Annotated in this window: 18 protein-coding genes and 1 tRNA gene; 10 read left to right on the top strand and 9 right to left on the bottom strand. The window is 58.0% G+C overall.

Translation table 11 applies throughout. The annotated features are described in order from the left end of the window. Both Z946_RS0106480 and selD read left to right on the top strand, forming a co-directional pair. Positions 1-3,312, top strand: coding sequence for an error-prone DNA polymerase (locus tag Z946_RS0106480; protein ID WP_025054912.1), 3,312 nt, complete (start codon positions 1-3; stop codon positions 3,310-3,312). 134 nt (positions 3,313-3,446) lie between these two features. Next, a complete protein-coding gene (gene selD / locus Z946_RS0106475) occupies positions 3,447-5,609 on the top strand; it encodes a selenide, water dikinase SelD (RefSeq protein ID WP_025054911.1) in 2,163 nt (720 codons plus the stop codon). Here selD and mnmH read toward each other — a convergent pair. From mnmH to Z946_RS0106455, 4 genes are all read right to left on the bottom strand, one after another. Continuing rightward, complete coding sequence (gene mnmH / locus Z946_RS0106470) at positions 5,574-6,647, bottom strand: tRNA 2-selenouridine(34) synthase MnmH (RefSeq protein ID WP_025054910.1); 1,074 nt, start codon at positions 6,645-6,647, stop codon at positions 5,574-5,576. The genes selD and mnmH overlap by 36 nt on opposite strands. Positions 6,648-6,713: 66 nt before the next feature. Then, entirely contained in the window at positions 6,714-7,421 is a 708-nt protein-coding gene (locus Z946_RS0106465; RefSeq protein WP_025054909.1) for a LysM peptidoglycan-binding domain-containing protein, read from the bottom strand. 176 nt (positions 7,422-7,597) lie between these two features. Beyond that, positions 7,598-7,673: transfer RNA gene (locus tag Z946_RS0106460), tRNA-Ala, on the bottom strand. Positions 7,674-7,764: 91 nt separating this feature from the next. Then, positions 7,765-8,094: a TIGR02300 family protein gene (locus Z946_RS0106455; RefSeq protein WP_025054908.1), complete on the bottom strand. Its 330-nt coding sequence runs from the start codon at positions 8,092-8,094 to the stop codon at positions 7,765-7,767. 117 nt (positions 8,095-8,211) lie between these two features. Between Z946_RS0106455 and Z946_RS0106450 the strand changes: the two genes are divergently transcribed. The 4 genes from Z946_RS0106450 to Z946_RS20495 all read left to right on the top strand — a co-directional run bounded on the left by Z946_RS0106450 (position 8,212) and on the right by Z946_RS20495 (position 10,602). Further along, positions 8,212-8,898, top strand: coding sequence for a M48 family metallopeptidase (locus Z946_RS0106450; protein WP_025054907.1), 687 nt, complete (start codon positions 8,212-8,214; stop codon positions 8,896-8,898). Positions 8,899-8,955: 57 nt separating this feature from the next. After that, positions 8,956-9,297, top strand: a complete 342-nt coding sequence (locus Z946_RS0106445; protein WP_025054906.1) for a DUF3140 domain-containing protein — start codon at positions 8,956-8,958, stop codon at positions 9,295-9,297. A 36-nt stretch (positions 9,298-9,333) separates the two neighbouring features. Further along, complete coding sequence (locus Z946_RS0106440) at positions 9,334-9,984, top strand: GntR family transcriptional regulator (RefSeq protein ID WP_025054905.1); 651 nt, start codon at positions 9,334-9,336, stop codon at positions 9,982-9,984. 165 nt (positions 9,985-10,149) lie between these two features. Then, entirely contained in the window at positions 10,150-10,602 is a 453-nt protein-coding gene (locus Z946_RS20495) for a GNAT family N-acetyltransferase (protein ID WP_025054904.1), read from the top strand. Here Z946_RS20495 and Z946_RS0106430 read toward each other — a convergent pair. The 3 genes from Z946_RS0106430 to Z946_RS0106420 form a co-directional block, all read right to left on the bottom strand. Continuing rightward, positions 10,599-11,561 carry an acetyl-CoA carboxylase carboxyltransferase subunit alpha gene (locus tag Z946_RS0106430; protein ID WP_025054903.1) on the bottom strand — a complete coding sequence of 321 codons (963 nt, stop codon included), beginning with the start codon at positions 11,559-11,561 and terminating at the stop codon, positions 10,599-10,601. The genes Z946_RS20495 and Z946_RS0106430 overlap by 4 nt on opposite strands. A gap of 59 nt (positions 11,562-11,620) precedes the next feature. After that, positions 11,621-12,217, bottom strand: a complete 597-nt coding sequence (locus tag Z946_RS0106425; protein ID WP_025054902.1) for a LysE family translocator — start codon at positions 12,215-12,217, stop codon at positions 11,621-11,623. Between the two features lie 79 nt (positions 12,218-12,296). Then, on the bottom strand, positions 12,297-13,253 hold the full coding sequence (locus Z946_RS0106420) for an L-malyl-CoA/beta-methylmalyl-CoA lyase (RefSeq protein WP_025054901.1): 957 nt from the start codon (positions 13,251-13,253) through the stop codon (positions 12,297-12,299). 204 nt (positions 13,254-13,457) lie between these two features. On the opposite strand from Z946_RS0106420, the gene Z946_RS0106415 reads away from it, so the two are divergent. The 4 genes from Z946_RS0106415 to Z946_RS0106400 all read left to right on the top strand — a co-directional run bounded on the left by Z946_RS0106415 (position 13,458) and on the right by Z946_RS0106400 (position 16,837). After that, positions 13,458-13,838, top strand: a complete 381-nt coding sequence (locus Z946_RS0106415) for a hypothetical protein (protein WP_152540560.1) — start codon at positions 13,458-13,460, stop codon at positions 13,836-13,838. Positions 13,839-13,960: 122 nt separating this feature from the next. Next, on the top strand, positions 13,961-14,962 hold the full coding sequence (gene dgcN / locus Z946_RS0106410) for an N-acetyltransferase DgcN (RefSeq protein ID WP_025054899.1): 1,002 nt from the start codon (positions 13,961-13,963) through the stop codon (positions 14,960-14,962). Between the two features lie 44 nt (positions 14,963-15,006). Next, positions 15,007-15,972 carry an N-acetyl-D-Glu racemase DgcA gene (gene dgcA / locus Z946_RS0106405; protein ID WP_025054898.1) on the top strand — a complete coding sequence of 322 codons (966 nt, stop codon included), beginning with the start codon at positions 15,007-15,009 and terminating at the stop codon, positions 15,970-15,972. Positions 15,973-15,976: 4 nt separating this feature from the next. Beyond that, a complete protein-coding gene (locus Z946_RS0106400) occupies positions 15,977-16,837 on the top strand; it encodes a D-amino-acid transaminase (protein ID WP_025054897.1) in 861 nt (286 codons plus the stop codon). Between the two features lie 3 nt (positions 16,838-16,840). Here the strand turns inward: Z946_RS0106400 and Z946_RS21020 are convergent, their stop codons facing one another. Next, entirely contained in the window at positions 16,841-17,701 is an 861-nt protein-coding gene (locus Z946_RS21020) for a calcium-binding protein (RefSeq protein WP_152540559.1), read from the bottom strand. A 104-nt stretch (positions 17,702-17,805) separates the two neighbouring features. Further along, the gene (locus Z946_RS21015) at positions 17,806-18,690 is read right to left on the bottom strand and encodes a calcium-binding protein (RefSeq protein ID WP_025054895.1); all 885 of its coding nucleotides are present in this window, start codon (positions 18,688-18,690) and stop codon (positions 17,806-17,808) included. Between the last annotated feature and the right edge of the window lie 53 nt (positions 18,691-18,743).

Raw genomic sequence — 18,743 nt, 5'->3', positions numbered from 1 at the left:
ATGCCCCAACAAGAAGGACATAAGCGGCGCACGCTGGACAACGAAGACCCGTTTCAATGGCATCCTCCCAGCCCGTTTGTGGAGCTTGGGCTGGCGAGTTGTTTTTCGTTTCTGCGGGCATCTTCGGATGCGGTCGATCTGACTGCGACGGCAAATGTGCTCGGGTATGACGCTGTGGGGGTCGCGGATCACAATACGCTGGCGGGTGTGGTGCGCATGCATACCGAAGCGAAGAAGGCAAAGGTGCGGCCGCTGATCGGTACCCGTCTGGTGTTGATGTGCGGTACCGAGATGTTGGCCTATCCGGCAGATCGCGCGGCCTATGCTCGGCTATCGACCCTGCTCAGCAAGGGTAAGATGGCGGATGTGGAGGGCGGTTGGCAGGAGAAAGGCGAAACGCATCTGACCCTGGAGATGCTGGCGGCCTCTGCAGAAGGTGTGCAGTTGATCGTGATGCCACCCGAACATCTGGAGGTGTTCGAAGCGGGGTTGGAACGGTTGGTGGCCGCACTGCCGACGCTGAGGCACATCGGCGCGGCGTATCTCTATCGGGGCGATGACGTGGCGCGGATCGGGCGGTTGGACGCCATCGCCAAACGGCACGGGCTGGGCATATTGGCAACGAATGATGTGCTGTACCATTTGCCGCAGCGGCGGCCTTTGCAGGATGTGATGACCTGCATTCGTGAGGGTGTCACGATTGAAACGGCAGGGTTTCTGCTGGAGGCGAATGCCGAGCGATATCTCAAATCTCCGGCCGAGATGTGCCGTCTGTTCAATGAGTGGCCGCATGCCATCCACGCGACGCGGGCTGTGGCGGATGCCTGCACGTTTTCTTTGGAGGATCTGAAATACGAGTACCCGCACGAGATAGAGGCAGAGGGGCGTACAGCGCAGGAAGAGTTGGAGCGGCTGACGTGGGAAGGCGCGGCGTGGCGGTATCCCCAAAGCGTGTCGGACCGGATCAAGGCGATCATCGAAAAGGAATTTGCGCTGATCCGGTCCAAGGGCATTGCGCGGTATTTCCTGACAATCAACGATATCGTGCGGTTTGCACGGCAGGAGGCCAAACCGCCAATCCTGTGTCAGGGGCGCGGGTCTGCGGCGAATTCTGCCGTTTGTTTCTGCCTGGGGATCACCGCGGTCGATCCCGAAGAGCATGACGTGTTGTTCGAACGGTTCTTGTCCGAAGAACGTGACGAGCCGCCGGATATCGACGTGGATTTCGAACATGAGCGGCGCGAGGAAGTCATCCAGTACATGTACGGCAAGTACGGTCGGGAGCGCGCGGGGCTGTGTGCGACTGTCATCCATTACCGTCCCCGTTCGGCCATTCGTGAGGTGGGCAAGGCGATGGGCTTGTCCGAAGATGTGACGTCTAAACTGGCCAGTACCGTCTGGGGCAGTTTTGAAGGTCAGATGGGGGACGAGCGGGTCAAGGATGCAGGTATGGATCTCAGCGATCCGTATTTGCGCAAGGTGATTCTGCTGGCGCGGGAGATGACAGGCATGCCACGGCATCTGTCCCAACACGTGGGCGGATTTATCCTGACGGAGCGGCCTTTGACAGAGATGGTGCCGATTGGAAACGGGGCCATGCCGGAGCGCTCGTTTATTGAGTGGGACAAGGACGATATCGACGCACTGGGTATCTTCAAGGTGGATATTCTTGCTTTGGGGATGCTGACCTGCATTGCCAAGTGCTTTGACCTGCTGCGGGCGCATGAGGGGGTCGATTACGATCTGGCAACGGTACCCAGCGAAGACCCCGACACCTATGACATGCTTTGCGCGGGGGATAGTCTAGGGGTGTTTCAGGTCGAGAGCCGCGCGCAGATGGCGATGTTGCCCAAGCTGCGGCCGCGCACGTTTTACGATCTGGTGATCGAGGTGGCGATTGTGCGGCCAGGCCCCATTCAGGGCGATATGGTCCATCCCTTTTTGCGGCGCCGTCAGGGGATGGAAGGGGTGTCTTATCCTGCGCCGGGGCCGGAGTATCCGCAGGATGAACTGCTACGCATTCTGGGGCGGACGCTGGGCGTGCCGATCTTTCAGGAACAGGCGATGAAGATTGCGATTGATGCGGCAAAGTTTTCGCCGTTGGAGGCAAACCAGTTGCGCAAGGCGATGGCGACGTTCCGGTCGCGGGGGCAGATAGAGACCTTGCAGGCCAAGATGGTCGGAAGGATGACGCAGCGCGGCTATGATCTGGAATTTGCGCAACGGTGCTTTGACCAGATCAAGGGATTTGGGGAATACGGCTTTCCCGAAAGCCACGCGGCGAGTTTTGCCAAGCTGGTCTATGTGTCGAGCTGGATGAAGTGCCATTATCCTGCGGCGTTCGCCTGTGCGTTGCTCAATTCCCAGCCGATGGGGTTCTACGCCCCTGCGCAGATCGTGCGGGACGCAAAGGAGCACGGGGTCGAGGTCCGCGGAGTGGATGTGGATTTCTCGGACTGGGATTGCACGCTTGAGCCTTGTGCGGGCGGCTTTGCGTTGCGTTTGGGGCTGCGGCAGGTGGACGGAATGCGACAGGAGGCAGCGCACCGCATTGTCGCCGCGCGGGACGAGCCTTTTGCCGATGTGGCGGATCTGAAGGCGCGGGCAAAGCTGGATCGCGGCACAGTGAGGCGGCTCGCGGCAGCGGATGCGATGCGGAACATGGGTATCGACCGGCGTCAGGCGCTTTGGCAGGCGCAGGGGCTGAAGGACGCGCCGAGCTTGCCAATTTTTGAGCACGCCGAGGCGGTTGATGAGGGGAATGAGCCGGTCGTCGGTTTGCCGGTGATGCCGCAGGCAGAGCATGTCGTGGCGGACTATCAGACGCTGCGGCTGTCATTGAAGGCACATCCAATGAGCTTTTTTCGATCTAGTCTGAAGCGCAAGGGGTTCCGCTGCACCGACGAATTGCCCGGCATGCGGCATGGGCAGAGGGTGTCTCTGGCGGGCTTGGTATTGGTGCGGCAAAAGCCGGGATCGGCAAAGGGTGTGTGTTTTATCACGCTGGAGGATGAAGGTGGTGTGGCCAATCTGGTGATCTGGCCCAAGCTGTTCGAGACATGGCGCGCAATTATCATGGGCGCGCGGCTCTTGGTGGTGCACGGGCGGGTGCAAAGCGACGGGCGGGTCATTCACGTTGTAGCGGACCGTTTGGAGAACCGTACAGACCGGCTGGACACGCTGTCGGACGAGCGGGTGCCGCAGACCACGGTGCGGGGCGATCATCCGACGCATCCTATCGCAGGTCAGGTTGGCGGACGGAAACACCCCCGTGACGTGCGCGTGATCCCCAAGTCGCGGGATTTTCATTAGCCGTGTATCTGGAGTAGCTGTAAAGCCGAAGGTGCGGGCAAGTCCGCAGTCGACCTTATTTGGGGAATGAGAGCGTTAGCTCTCTCAAACTCTCCCAGAGGCTATTGGCCAAGTGAAGAAGAGGCGTTCCACTTATGCGGCAGGATATCCCTTATACCCGCGATCTGGTGTTGGTCGGTGGCGGACATGCCCATGCGCTGGTGTTGCGGTCTTGGGGGATGGACCCACTGCCGGGCGCACGACTGACGGTGATCAATCCGGGACCAACGGCACCTTATACGGGCATGCTGCCGGGGCATGTGGCAGGGCACTACAGCCGTGACGAGCTGGAGATCGATCTGGTGCGGCTCTGCCGTCATGCGGGGGCCCGGCTGATCCTTGATAAAGCGGTAGATATTGACCGCGTGACCAAACAGATCGTTTTGGCGAAGCGGGGGCCTGTGGTCTATGATGTGGCGTCGATTGATGTGGGCATCACGGCAGAGATGGAGCTGAGTGGGTTTGCGGATCATGCTATCGGGGCCAAACCGCTGGATAAATATGCTGCACGCTGGCGCGACTTTCTGGAAAAGGCGGCAAAGGGTAGGATTGCACCTCAGGTGACGGTTATCGGCGGCGGGGTGGCAGGATGCGAGCTTGCCATGGCGATGGCATTTGCGCTGAAGGAACAGGGGTTAGCGCCAGAAATAACCGTGATCGAGGCTGGGCCGGAGATTTCAGGGATGGGTGCTGCGGCACAGCGGCGTGTGCTGGCTGCGATGGAAGGTCTGGGTGTCAACGTAAGAACGGACGCGCGGGTTCTGGAAGTGACGGAAGATCACGTTTTCCTGGCAGGAGGCGATCCGGTGCCGTCCGCCTTGACCGTCGGTGCGGCCGGCGCGTTTCCACATGACTGGATCGCGCGGACCGATTTGCCGCAGAACGACGGGTTCATCGAGATTGGTCGCGATCTGGGCGTGCGCGGCGACAGCAGTCTGTTTGCGGTGGGCGATTGTGCAGTCATGCCTGCCGATCCGCGACCCAAGGCGGGTGTGTTTGCAGTGCGTGCCGCGCCGATCCTCAAACATAACCTGCGCGCGGCTTTGGGTGTGGGGAAGCGTCGGCAGTGGCATCCGCAAAAATCCTATCTCAAACTGATCTCGCTGGGCGGCCAAAAGGCGTTGGCGGAGAAATTCGGTGTGACGCTGTCAGGGTCGCTTTTGTGGTGGTGGAAGGACCGGATTGATCGTGCGTTCATGGACCGCTTGGCAGATTTGCCTGTGATGACGCAGCCGAAGGCTCCGCAAGCCGCGACAGGCGTTGCCGAGATGCTGGCGGCAAAGCCTTTGTGTGGCGGATGTGGTGCCAAGGTGGGCGGCGGCGTTCTGGAAGCAGCGCTGAGCGGGATCGCTCCGGTTGGGGGCGACGTCGTTACAGGGGCAGGGGATGACGCCGCGGTCCTGCGCCAGCCCGGCGGTGGGTTTCAGGTAATCAGTACAGATCACTTGCGTGCGCTGGTTGAGGACCCCGCCCAGATGGCGCGGATTGCGGCGGTACATGCCTTGGGCGATATCTGGGCCATGGGTGCAGCACCGCAGGTCGCATTGGCGCAGATCGTGGTGCCGCAGATGTCAGCCGCTTTGCAAGAACGGACGCTCCGAGAGATCACGCAGGCGGCTGAAGAAGTGATGGCCGGCGCTGGTGCGCAACTGGTAGGCGGGCATACAACCATGGGGGCGGAGCTGACCATCGGTTTTACGGTCACGGGCACACGCGCCGCGATGCCGCTGACAGTTGCGGGTGCGAAAGATGGCGATGTGTTAATCCTGACGCGGCCCATCGGGTCAGGTGTGATTATGGCGGCGGACATGGCGGGGCAGGCCGACGGTCGCGATGTTGCTGCGGCTTTGGCGATCATGGTTCAACCGCAAAACAGCGAAGCGCAAGTTCTGGGCGGCGTCGCCAATGCAATGACGGATGTGACCGGTTTCGGGTTGGCAGGCCACGTCCGGGCGATTGCCAAAGCTTCCGGACTGGATGCTATGCTGTGCTGCGACGATATTCCCATCTATCAGGGCGCGCGCGGTCTGTCGCAAAGCGGCGTTTCATCAACTTTGATGCCCGCAAACCGGAGTAATGCAGAAACTGCCGGAGCGGACGATCCGCTGCTTTATGATCCCCAGACAGCGGGTGGATTGCTTGCCGCTGTTCCAGCGCAAGAAGTGGAGGCGACCCTAAATGCCTTGCAAGCGGCGGGTGTGCGGGGGCACGTGATCGGAAGCCTATCCGGCGGCAGCGGAAACGTGACCTTGCGTTGATCCGCCTGCCAGCCGTTTGGCGGCTTTGGCTAAGGTCGCATCATCCAGATCGGAAAGTTCTATCGTCTGCGCCGCAGGTTGGGCACTGGCGGCGGACTTGGCATAGCGCGGATCGTAATGCGCAGTGATCAGTCCAGCCGCGAGCGCTTGCCATTCCCCTTTTGTGGCCTGTGCGTGCCACAAGGCGATTATATCAGCTGAATGGTAAGGACGCAGCTGATCGATCAGATGGCCCAGATGCGCTTTGTCTTCAGTAAGATCGGCATAAGCGCGGCATAGAAACCGGCTGCGCGCATCAATCGGTGCTGAAATCTGGATGCGGTCGGCGGTGATCATCGCAGCCCACAGCGCGGGTGGTACAATCCGCTGACCGATTTTGCTGCTTTCCGCCTCGATAAAAGTGGTTTTTGCTGGGTCCAGTGCCGCCAGCGCTGCCGCGACCCGTGTCTCGAACATCTTTTGCGCAGGCTGATTAGACTTGATGCCGCCAAACAAGGAGCCACGGTGTTCTGCCAACCCTTCCAGATCCAGCATCTGGGCACCCGCATCCGCAAGATGGTGCAGCAAAGCAGTTTTCGCTGTGCCTGTGCCACCGGCGATCAGCGTGATGCGATGGGAAAACTGTGTGTCATAGAGAGATTTCACCACCTCACGGCGATAGCTTTGATACCCGCCTTGAAGGAGGCGAACCCTCCAGCCGACTTGATCGAGAATCGTTGCGAATGCGCCGGAACGCTGGCCGCCGCGCCAGCAATATACCAAAGGTTGCCAGCCCCCGTCCTTGCCCGCCAGCGCCGTCTGCAAGTGATGCGCGGTATTCTGCGCCACCAGTGCGCCACCGATTTTGCGGGCCTTGAAGGGGCTGACACGCGTATATACGGTGCCGACTTCTGCACGCTCGTGGTCACTTAGGACGGGCAGGTTTATGGCCCCGGGAATGTGGTCTTCGGCGAATTCGGACGGCGCGCGGACATCAATGATCGTATCGACATCCAGCGACTTGAGATCGGCAAGAGAGGTGAGCGTCAGCGGAGTCATCTGGAGCCTTTCGGACGTTGGCTTCTCTCTACCCCGATCAACGCATTTGGCCAAGCTGCCTTGCGATCAGACGGTGTTCTTCCGCTCAGCGCTCAACTCTTTCATCCGGCCGTTGATTTCTTTCAGGGCGTCATTGTGCGCTTTAGTCCATTCCGTTGTCAGTTTCTCGATCTTCACCATATCTTTATTGAGCACGCCGATAGCGAACATCGCTTTTTTCGGGTCACGTCGCATGTGTTTGTCGGCCTCATCAATCGTCTTGAGCGTGTTAATCAGTTTGGCTAGGGCTTCCTGTCGCTGTTGGAAGAGGGCAAATGCCTTGGGGCTGTCGGCGGGTCCCGCTTTCGCTTCCTTAACCGCCTTAGCGGTAACAGAGTCGATTGCGGTAATTTCGGATTTGTGCAGCGCCTGCATCCCGCGCAGGACCTGGATGTCTGACTGGATCATCTGCCCGCTTTTTGTGATGCGCATTGCCTCTTTGTTCATGCGCTTTGCTTCCATCGTGATTTTTTTGACCGAGAGAGGCATCGTTTCAAGTTTGTCGCGCATTGCGCCAAGAGATTTCAGTTCATCATCGATCTTCTTACCGGGAATGGCGGGCAGAATAATGATGTCTTTCGGTTCAATATGATCGGGATCGGGCCGTAGCTTGCGCAGGGGCGCATTTTTGGGGTGGTTATATATTTTGTCCCAGTCCCGCGCAGCGAAACCGTAGTTTGTGGCGATTTTTGAAAGCGTCTCGCCCTTTTTGACGCTGTGCTTAATGAAATCCATGGTCAGTCCAATTGCTTAAATATGGACATAATGGTGGAGCCAGACCGCGTTGCAGGTCAAGGGGTTAGGATACAAAGCTGCTTGTAGCGTGGTTTTTAGAAAGGCTGGATCGCGCACAAACGCAATCAGGACCGTCACCAGTCACAAGCGTCTCACCAAAATCAATGAATGGATAATGGTGGAGCATAGCGGGATCGAACCGCTGACCTCCTGCATGCCATGCAGGCGCTCTCCCAGCTGAGCTAATGCCCCATAAGGCCAAGACCTAGGGTAGTGGCGCGTGATTAGTGCCAACGCGGGGCGGGATCAAGGGAAAAATCACCCCGTCCGCCCCGTGTTCTGTTCAGTCTTCGTCGTCCGAAGCAACGTCAGCGATGTCATCCAGCGGTACTGTGTCATCGTCATCGTCATCATCGTCCAGAATATCGTCGTCCAGATCCACATCGACGTCATCTTCGTCATCGATCAGATCATCGTCTTCAACGGCCTCCGCCTTCTTGGCTTTGGCTGTCACGGCATCCTCGGCGTCGGCGGCAATCATACGCGACTTTGACGCGTCGATTTCCAGCACTTCGCCCGTATAAGGGCTGACGATGGGATCTTTATTCAAATCGTAGAACCGCTTGCCCGTTGTGGGGCACAGGCGTTTGGTTCCCCATTCTTCGTTGGGCATGAAACACCCCTTCTCATGGTAAATTGCGTTTGCGTGTAGATGATTCAGGGCAAGTGCCATATGACAGGGGGATAGTCAAAGGCTTTAGCCGTCCCACCGACCAATGCGAGCTTGTACGTGAGCGATCCTGTTCTGCCCGGCACCCCCCCTATTCCGCTTACATTGCGCCGTTCCGCCCGTGCGCGGCGCATCACGTTGCGCATTTCGCAGCTGGACGGGAGGGTGACGCTGACAATGCCGAAGCGGCTTGCCGAGCGTGAGGCGCTTGCCTTTGCCCGATCCAAGGAAGCATGGATTCGCAAGCACCTTGAGGCGCGGGGCGAAGACCAGATCGTGAAGCCAGGGCAGCAAATTCCGTTGGGTGGGCAATTGGTTGAGGTAGTGCAGGGGCAAGGACGCAGCGTGCAGATTTCCGAGAACGCTATTGCAGTACCCGGACCTGAAGACCGGATAGGTGCCAAACTCGGTGCCTACTTGCGCGAGGTGGCACGAGACAGATTGGCCGGTGCCTGTGACGATTACGCTGCTAGGCTGGGGAGACCCTACAGCCGCATCACGATGCGCGACACGCGGTCGCGGTGGGGGTCGTGCACCAGTGACGGTGGCTTGATGTTTTCCTGGCGGCTGATCATGGCCCCACCGGAAGTGCTGGATTATGTCGCCGCCCACGAGGTCGCGCATCTGGCCGAGATGAATCATTCGCCTGCGTTCTGGGCCGGGGTCGAGCGGATCTATGGCCCCTACAAAGAACAGCGCACGTGGCTGCGCAAAAATGGCAATGCCCTACACCGCTATAAATTCTGAGAAACCTGTCATGGCCGGGATGCATTGTAACTTTTGCAGAACCAAAGGAGCATCGGCATGTCATCATCGAAATCACACGACGAGATCTGGGAGGAATGGCGCGATCTGGTCAATATGGCCCCAAAAGAGCTTGAGGATTGGCTGGAGACGGACGAATCCAAATCCGTGGGTGACAATGAAAGCGGCGAATCTACCGGTCACAAATCGGGGCGGCGCATCGTAAAGATTAAGCGTACGAACAAAGACGAGATCACCGACGATCAGTGGGATCACATGGCGACAGTCGTAGGTTATATCAAACGCCACCTATCGCAGGGTGGACCGGCTGATGGTGTGGAAAACTCCGCGTGGCGGTACTCGCTGATGAACTGGGGTCACGACCCGCTTCAGGAAGAATAACTTGACCGGGTGCGGGCTTGTGATCACAAGGCTTGCATGTCCTTGACCGCCCGCCCCACCGAAGCCACCTCTGTCGCACATGACCGTGTGTTCCGTCACCTGCGCAGCCGTATCATGCATGGCGATTTACCGCCGGGTGAGGCGCTGACGCTTCGTGGAATTGGCAAGGAATACGGTGTATCGATGACACCCGCCCGCGAAGCAGCGCGGCGCTTGGTCGCCGAAGGGGCATTGACCATGTCGACGTCCGGGCGCATCGCCACGCCAGAGCTGAGCAACGATCGCATCGAAGAACTCGCTGCTTTGCGGGCGCTTCTGGAGGTGGAACTTGCAAGCCGTGCCTTGCCAAGGGCCCACATGGCGCTGATCGAGCGGATGCAAACGATCAACGGTGCTATCGCCGAAGCTGTGCATCGCGGCGACGCCGTTGGCTACATCCGCACCAATCTCGAATTTCACCGCACCCTATATTTGCGTGCTCAGGCCCCTGCGATGCTCGCGATGGCTGAAACGGTCTGGTTGCAGATGGGGCCGACGATGCGGGCGCTATACGGACGTCTTAGGCGGACAGAGCCGCCCCAATTTCACAGGCTCATCATCGCCGCCCTCAAGGCTGGGGATGAGCCAGGCCTTCGGTTGGCGGTACGCTCGGACGTGACGCAAGGCTTGCGCATGCTTGCCGGTTGACCGGTTCTGCACCTTCTCGCATAGTCGTACCATGAACAAAGCCCCGCATACGCTTTATTATTACCGCACGCACTGATCGCGGTTTTTCTTCATTTATTTAATTTATGAGAGCCGCCACATGCGCGGCTTTCCTGCATTTGTGGTGGTTTGTCCAAGAGGTTCGACATGCCAGATATCACAACCCGCCCGCTAGAGCACAAAGACCTGCCCGTCCTTTTGGAGATGGTGCGCGATCTGGCGATGCACCACGGCGATACCGCCGACGTTACCCGCGCCGACCTTGAACGTGACTGCTTGGGGGTCACCCCTTGGCTGCAGGTTCTGGTTGCAGAAGTTGGTGGGGCGGTGAGCGGCTATGCCGCGCTTTGTCCGCTCGTCCAGCTGCAATTTGGCGTGCGCGGTATGGATATACATCATTTGTTTGTGCGGGATGTCGCAAGGGGGCGGGGTGTTGGCCGCGCGCTTATCAATGCGTCACTCGAGTTGTCGCGGTCATTGGGATGTCGCTATGTCACTGTCGGGACGCATCCCGACAACGCAGTTGCCGCCGCGATCTATCCGCGGATGGGCTTTGACGCGTTGCCGCAGCCCGGTCCACGCTTTCGGATCAAGCTTTAGGCGGCCAGACCTTTGTCACCCATTTCCAGATATTTCCGGCGGCGGTCGGCGACCAGTGCTTTGGCATCTTTGCCTTTGAGATCCTTCAGCATGTCCTCAATCGCGCTACGGACCGATGCAATCGCGGCTTCGGCGTCGCGGTGCGCGCCGCCTTTCGGTTCGGGGATGATTCGGTCCGTGACACCCAGCTTGCGCAGATCATCGGCGGTCAAGCGCATGGCCTCGGCCGCTTCGCGCATCTTCTCGCTATCTTTCCACAAGATCGATGCACAGCCTTCGGGCGTAATAACGGAGTAGACGGAATGCTCCATCATCGCCACACGGTTGGCGGTGGCGAAAGCAACGGCACCACCGGAGCCCCCCTCGCCGATGATTACACTGATCAATGGCACCCCGATTTGCAGACATTTCTCTGTTGAACGTGCAATCGCCTCGGACTGGCCGCGCTCTTCTGCACCCTTGCCGGGATAGGCACCGGGCGTGTCCACGAGCGTAATGACCGGCAGACCGAATTTGTGGGCGAGCTCCATCAGGCGCACCGCTTTGCGGTATCCCTCGGGCCGTGCCATTCCAAAATTACGCTCAATACGGGATTTGGTGTCGTTGCCCTTTTCGTGGCCGATCACGACAACTGGCTGATCGTTGAACCGCGCCAGACCGCCCATCACCGCCAGATCGTCGGCAAAGTTGCGATCACCGGCCAGCGGTGTGTATTCGGTAAAAAGCGCGTCGATATAATCTTTGCAGTGCGGGCGGGACGGGTGCCGCGCAACCTGACATTTGCGCCAAGGGGTCAGAGATTTGTAAAGGTCGTCCAATATCTTGGCGGCCTTTTCGTCCAATGCGGCGGCTTCGGCAGAGACATCCATATCTTCATTGGTGCGTGCCATCGCCCGCAACTCTTCCGCCTTGCCTTCAATCTCGGCCAAGGGTTTCTCGAAATCCAGATATTGTGTCATGCGCTGCTCCGCCGTTGTCTTTGCCTTATATGGCGGGTGACGGTGCGGTTTGCAATCTGTCAGCCCATTTGTAGCAATGGGTAGAGTGAGAGGACCAGCAGGGTGGCCATCGTCCAGTTGAAAACGCGCAGCCGCACAGGATTGGTAAGAAAACGTGCCATTTGCTGACCCATCACAGTCCAGAGCGTGACGGAGGGCAGATTAACGATGGCAAAGAAGACAGCGCCAATCACCAACAACAGCGTACCGTTGTCCGCGATATAGACTGTGATTGAAGTGAGCGCCATCGCCCACGCCTTGGGGTTGACCCACTGAAAAGCCGCGGCTTGTAGAAACGTCATGGGCCTACCTTTTGCATCCCGTTCCTTGATCGGGGCGGCGGTGGCGATTCTCCATGCGAGATAAAGCAGGTAGGCCACACTAAGTATTTTCAACAGAGTATAGCTGACGGGAAAGCGCTCGAACACTTGATGAAGACCCAGGCCCGTTAGGATCATCATCACAGAAAAGCCTGCAGAAATACCCAACATATGCGGGATCGACCGGCGCAAGCCATAGTTCGCACCGGACGCCATCAGCATCAGGTTGTTCGGTCCGGGTGTGATAGAACTGACGAGGGCAAAAAGGGCCAGAGGCAGAAGGACATCAAGGTTCATATCCGGCTGTCTTTCACGTTTCGCGCCCGCAGACCACGGGCGCGAAGCGGTGTTGGGGAATTAAAGCGGTGTTAGGGTATTAACCCGCAATCATCTCGGATTGGCGTACGATGACTTCGGCCTGTTTGATGCTGGCGATGTCCACCAGGCGACCCTTGTAAACAGTCGCCCCTTCGCCGTTTGCCTTTGCCGTTTCCATTGCAGCCAGAATTTCGCGGGCTTCGGCGACGGCTTCTTCTGAAGGTGTGAACACTTCGTTCGCCAAGGCGATCTGCTTGGGGTGGATGGCCCATTTGCCGACCATACCAAGTGTCGCGGAGCGGCGCGCCTGTGCGCGGTAGCCTTCATCGTCGGAAAAGTCACCAAAGGGCCCATCAACAGGCAACACACCATGCGTGCGGCAGGCGGCGACAATAGCAGCCTGCGCCCAGTGCCACGGATCGGACCAATGCTGCGTACCATCGCGCAGCATATAGTAATTTTCCTGCGTTCCACCGATGCCGGTCGTCTGCATCCCCATGGATGCGGCAAAGTCGGCGGCTCCAAGGCTCATTGCCTCAAGGCGTGGTGAGGAGGCTGCGATTTCTTCGACATGAGCGATGCCTGCGGCGGATTCGATGATGACCTCAAAGGCGATCTTTTTGGAACGGCCCTTGGCGGCTTCGATTGCGGTGACAAGCGCGTCCACCGCATAGACATCCGCCGCGCAGCCGACTTTTGGAATCATGATCTGGTCAAGGCGGTCGCCGGCATTTTCCAGCAGTTCGACCACGTCTTTATACCAGTAAGGTGTATCCAGCCCGTTGATACGCACTGACAGGGTTTTTTTGCCCCAATCCACAGTGTTGATCGCTTCGATGACGTTAGAGCGCGCGACGTCCTTGTCTGTAGGGGCTACAGAATCTTCAAGGTCGAGGTTGATCACGTCCGCAGCTGACGCCGCCATTTTTGCAAACAGTTTGGTGTTGGAGCCGGGGCCGAAAAGCTGGCAGCGGTTCGGGCGAGCAGGGGCGGCGGGCTGGATTTTGAAAGACATATCGGACCTCGGTGTGTAATTTTGTTGCGTGTAGCCTTGTCATGGGTGCTAGGAAATTGCGCGGGTAGGCGCAAGCGTATTTTGCACCTGCAGCATGTCCTGTTTTTTTGAGGCTTGCCCCTTTTGCGCCCAAAATATGGCTGGGTTTCATTCTTTAATGGCGGGGTGATTGCACATCTTCTTTTCTATGCTGTTCTTATCCTCGTGCCGATTCTGCTTCTTCTGGTATGCGTTTTTGTGCTTCCGGCGATTTACACGATCATGTGGGTGCGGACCTTTGACAGGATTGGTGGCAAACGAACGTTGACGCTGATGGCTGACATGTCTGTTGTGTTCGTGCTGGCGTGGATGATCACGCCGCCGAAGGTCTATTACAAGCCGGCGGGCCGGCCCGGTGATGCGATTGCAGCGATTGCAGAGATGCACAAAGCCGGTCAATACGAGCAGCTTCCGCAGGTGCTGGATTGGTGGTGGATCCTTTGGGGGCTAATTACTGAACCGCCCGTGATGCTCTATGTCGTTGTACTGGGCGGTCTGTGGGTGCTGAGAAAGACATCAACCGGGGCGGAAGTGCGCAATAGTTGAGCGTCAACGCGTAAACTTACGCAAGAATTTTGCAATTGTCCTGATCTATACGCTCACAAAGCAATGACGTTGTGCCGTGTTTCAAGCAGTCTGACACCAGCATTGATTCCAAGGGGGCTGTCATGATCCAAACACCATATCTGCTTTTTCTGGGCGACGCGCCTGACCAACTGTCCGCCAAAGTCGCTCAAGGCATCAAAGACTGGCGCCCTGATAACGCTGTCGGTCAATTCCGTATGGCGGGATGCAAGGCGGATGTTGGCCTGAAGGATCTGACGCTCCAAGAAGCCAAGGATGCCGGCGCCAAGACGCTGGTCATTGGTGTCGCCAACCGTGGCGGGGTTATTTCGCAGGCTTGGAAAGAAGTGCTGATCGAAGCGCTGGGCATGGGGTTTGATCTAGCGTCCGGCCTGCACAATCTGTTGGCCGAAGAGGGTGACCTTGTCGCCGCATCGCAGGTAAGCGGGCAGACCTTGCACGATGTGCGGGTGCCGAATGTGCAGTATCCGATCGCAGACGGGGTAAAGCGGACGGGCAAACGCGTGCTGGCTGTGGGGACGGATTGCTCAATTGGCAAGATGTACACGGCGCTGGCGCTGGACGAGGCGATGCAGCGGAAAGGCATGAAAAGCACTTTCCGTGCCACAGGGCAGACAGGTATCTTGATCACGGGTTCCGGCGTACCGCTGGATGCGGTGATTGCAGACTTTATGGCCGGTGCGGTCGAGTACCTCACGCCTGATAATGATGCCGACCATTGGGATGTAATCGAGGGGCAGGGAAGCCTGTACCACGTGAGCTATTCCGGTGTGACGCTGGCGCTGATCCACGGCGGGCAGCCTGATGCGCTGATTATCTGTCACGAGCCGACCCGCACGCATATGCGCGGGCTGCCGGACTACAACTTGCCCAGCATAGAACAGGTTCGTGATACGGCGCTGACACTGGCGCGGGTGGCAAACCCTGCCTGCGAAGTTGTCGGCATTTCGGTGAACACACAGCATTTGTCCGAAGACGAGGCGGTTGCCTATTTGGCAAAGGTAGAGAAAGAGATGGGCTTGCCCGCCGTGGATCCCTACCGTCAGGGTGCAGACCGGTTGGCGGATGCCTTGGCAAAGCTGTAATCCATAAGCTGCGAGTGCAATTCATACGGCAAAAAGGATCGGCCATGCGCATTGAAGTGACAAGGGATGTGTTCAAACTGGCCGAGGTGTTCACCATCTCTCGCGGGTCGCGAACCGAGGCAAAGGTTTTGACGGTGCGCGTGAGCGAGGGGGGCGCGCAAGGCTGGGGCGAATGTGTCCCCTATGCGCGATACGGAGAAACGCTGGAGTCTGTAACAGCACAGATCGAAGGGCTACCTGACGATGTCAGCCGCGACACCCTTAATGATCTGCTGCCAGCGGGGGCTGCGCGCAACGCGGTTGATTGCGCGTTGTGGGATCTGGAGGCCAAGCAAGCTGGAAAACGGGTTTGGGAGCTGGCTGGATTGTCCAAGCCCGGGCCGGAGATCACAGCCTATACCTTATCACTGGCTGAGCCGGAAAAAATGCAGGCACAGGCGGCCAAGAATGCGCATCGTCCGCTCTTGAAAATAAAACTGGGCACGCCCGATGACATGCCACGGCTTGAAGCGGTGCGCGCGGGTGCGCCAAAGTCGACAATTATCGTGGACGCAAATGAGGGCTGGTCCGCAGAGGTCTATGCCGATCTGGCACCGCATCTGGTTCGGCTTGGGGTGGCACTGGTTGAACAGCCTCTGCCAGCCGGAGAGGACGATGCGCTGATTGGAATGGCGCGGCCTGTACCAGTCTGTGCTGACGAATCTGCGCATGATTGCAGTACCTTGCCCAAGCTGAAGGGCAAGTATGATGTGGTGAACATCAAGCTCGATAAAACGGGTGGTTTGACCGAGGCGCTGAAGCTGCGTGCGGCTGCTTTGGCAGAAGGGTATGATGTGATGGTCGGGTGTATGGTCGGGTCATCGCTGGCCATGGCCCCTGCGACATTGGTGGCGCAAGGTGCAAAGGTTGTTGATCTGGACGGGCCGCTTTTGCTAGGCGAAGATCGAGAGAATGCTTTGATATTTGATGAGGACGGGGTTCACCCTCCTGTCCCGGCACTTTGGGGATAACGACATGCGGACTGTTTATGTGAACGGCGACTACCTGCCAGAGAATGAGGCACGTGTGTCTATCTTTGATCGCGGGTTTTTGATGGCCGACGGCGTCTATGAGGTGACATCTGTGCTGGATGGCAAGCTGATTGATTTCGACGGTCATGCCGTACGCCTGTCGCGTTCTCTGAACGAGCTGGAAATGCGCAACCCGATCTCCAAGGCTGATCTGCTGGAAGTGCATCGCGAGTTGGTGCGCCTGAACGAAATTGACGAAGGTTTGATCTATCTCCAGATCACGCGTGGCTCTGACGGCGACCGTGATTTTGCTTTTCCCGATCCTGAAACGACCGAGCCTACGATTGTGTTGTTCACGCAGAACAAGCCGGGGCTGGCGGATAGCCCCGCGGCGAAAAAAGGTGCCAAGATCATTTCGATCGAAGACATCCGTTGGGGCCGTCGCGACATCAAGACAGTGCAATTGTTGTACCCGTCGATGGGCAAGATGATGGCCAAGAAAGCCGGGTGTGATGATGCGTGGATGATTGAAGACGGGTTTGTGACTGAAGGCACCTCCAACAACGCTTACATCGTGAAGGGTAACAAAATCATCACGCGTGCGTTGAGCAACGACATCCTGCACGGGATCACCCGGGCGGCTGTACTCCGCTTTGCGAAAGAAGCGCAGATGGAAGTGGAAGAACGTAACTTTACCATTGATGAGGCCAAAGAAGCGGATGAGGCGTTCACCACCTCTGCCAGCGCCTTTGTGATGCCAGTGGTCGAGATTGACGGCGTAGCGCTGGGCGACGGCACGCCCGGTCGCGTCGCACCGCGCCTGCGCGAGATTTATCTGGACGAAATGCGCAAGGTAGCGGTCTAGACCTTAGGCTGTTTCTGCCATCAGTTCCGGCAATGTTGTCACAAAAGTCGTGATGAACGGGATGTCACTTGCGGTCAGGCCCGAAAGGGTCGCGACCTCGATCTCTCCTGCATAGGCACGGATCAAGTCTGTCTCGGCGTCGAATGTCAGGCGCAACGTGGTGTCTTCGGGTACTTCGTCAACGAAGACCACGCTAAGCATGTCCTCACGTAGATCGAAATCGGTAAGAACTACAGGCGCGCCGGGCTGATCGGACGCGGCGGCGACGACAAAGCTATCATCGCCAAAACCACCTGTCAGGATGTCGCCATCATCGCCAATCAGCGTGTCATTGCCATAACCGCCATGGATGCTGTCCGGTGTTGATCCATCCGTTTCGGCATCTAGTGTACTGATCTCGTCGTGGCCGATATCTCCGAAGATGTTGTTAACCCCGAGGCTGTCGACAATCGTGTCGGCACCAGCACCGCCGCGGATCCAGTCGTCACCGGCGTCTGATCCGGCGTCCCCGTCTAGGACTGTGGTATCGTCTCCATCGCCCAAGAATATCCTGTCGTTTCCGGCTCCGCCGAGTGCGAGGTCGTCGTCATTACCGCCGAACAGCCGGTCATCGCCATCATCCCCAAACAGGGTATCGGCTCCATCAAGACCGCCAAGCAAATCCTTTCCCGCGCCTCCTATTAAGAGGTTATCAAGAAGATTGGCTTCCACATGATCTTTGGCATCGCTGCCGATGAAATCCGCAACGTCGTCACCCAGTACGGTTTCTACCGGCGGCTCTTCGTCCTCCTCCGTGTCGGAAGATAGAAAGTCCATCGCAAGTCCGAGGCCAAGTAGGGACGGGAGTATGAAAAGCTCTAACACGGGCGGCCACCTTGATGATTGGTTAACACTTCATCCATGGTCTGCGATTGTGGCGAGAGCATTGGCATATTGGGGCTATTATTGGGTCTCGCGGGTAAACGGTATCAGGCGTTCATATTTGCGGTGACGTAGTTGATCGCGCCAATGTCAGAGGTGACAAGCCCCTCAAGCTCTGCCACGGCTTTGCCGTTCACAAGTGCCAGCAGGGCAGTTCCATCCGCGTTTGGATGGAACTGTACATCCGGATCATTGTCGGCGTCCTTGATGTATACCAGCGCCAATACGTCATCATCCACATCGAAATCGGTGATGGTGGCTATAGCGGCGTCCGTGTCGGAGGTCATGGCAAGGATGAAGTTGTCGTCCCCTGAGCCACCGGTCATAGTGTCGCCCGCGTCACCCAACAGAATGTCGTTTCCGCTGCTCCCGTCACTGATATCGCCGGTGTTGATCTCTCCTGTTGGGCCGACCGTACCGTCGGCGCGGTATCCGTCTATGGTCACGAGCATATCATCACCCGCATCGCCATAGAGACTGTCATCCCCTTTGCTGTCACCCAGCAGATCGTCGCCGTTGCCACCACGGATCAGGTCATTGCCGCTATCCTCATTGGTGCCGATGATCGGATCGGTGATATCATCGCCGTCCCCCAGAATGATCGCGTCGTCCCCTGGTCCGCCAACCAGATTGTCATCACCCTGTTGACCGTAAAGGTAGTCATCGCCGGTGCCGCCATAGATTGTATCGTTGCCGCCCGCGCCCGACAGGACATCGTCGCCGCCACCGCCCTGCATGGTATTGTCGGCCGAAGTTCCGGTCTGGATATTGTCACCGTCTGTTCCGAGGATATCCGGCGTGCCGTATTCGCGATCCGGTACGTCGATATCGTTAAGCCGCTCGGCGTGCTCTTCGAAATCGTCATCATCCGATGAGATATCCAAGGACAGGCCAAGACCCACGACAACAGAAATCAGCAGAAATGGCAGCATGGATCAGGACCTAAGGTTGGTAAATTTGGTCCTGAATCCGATGCAATTATGGC

Origin of the sequence: Sulfitobacter noctilucicola, assembly GCF_000622385.1 — a bacterium.
Classification (GTDB): Bacteria; Pseudomonadota; Alphaproteobacteria; order Rhodobacterales; family Rhodobacteraceae; genus Sulfitobacter; species Sulfitobacter noctilucicola.
The sequence above is the reverse complement of the archived record's forward strand: the minus strand, read 5'-3'. Positions and strand labels throughout refer to the sequence as shown.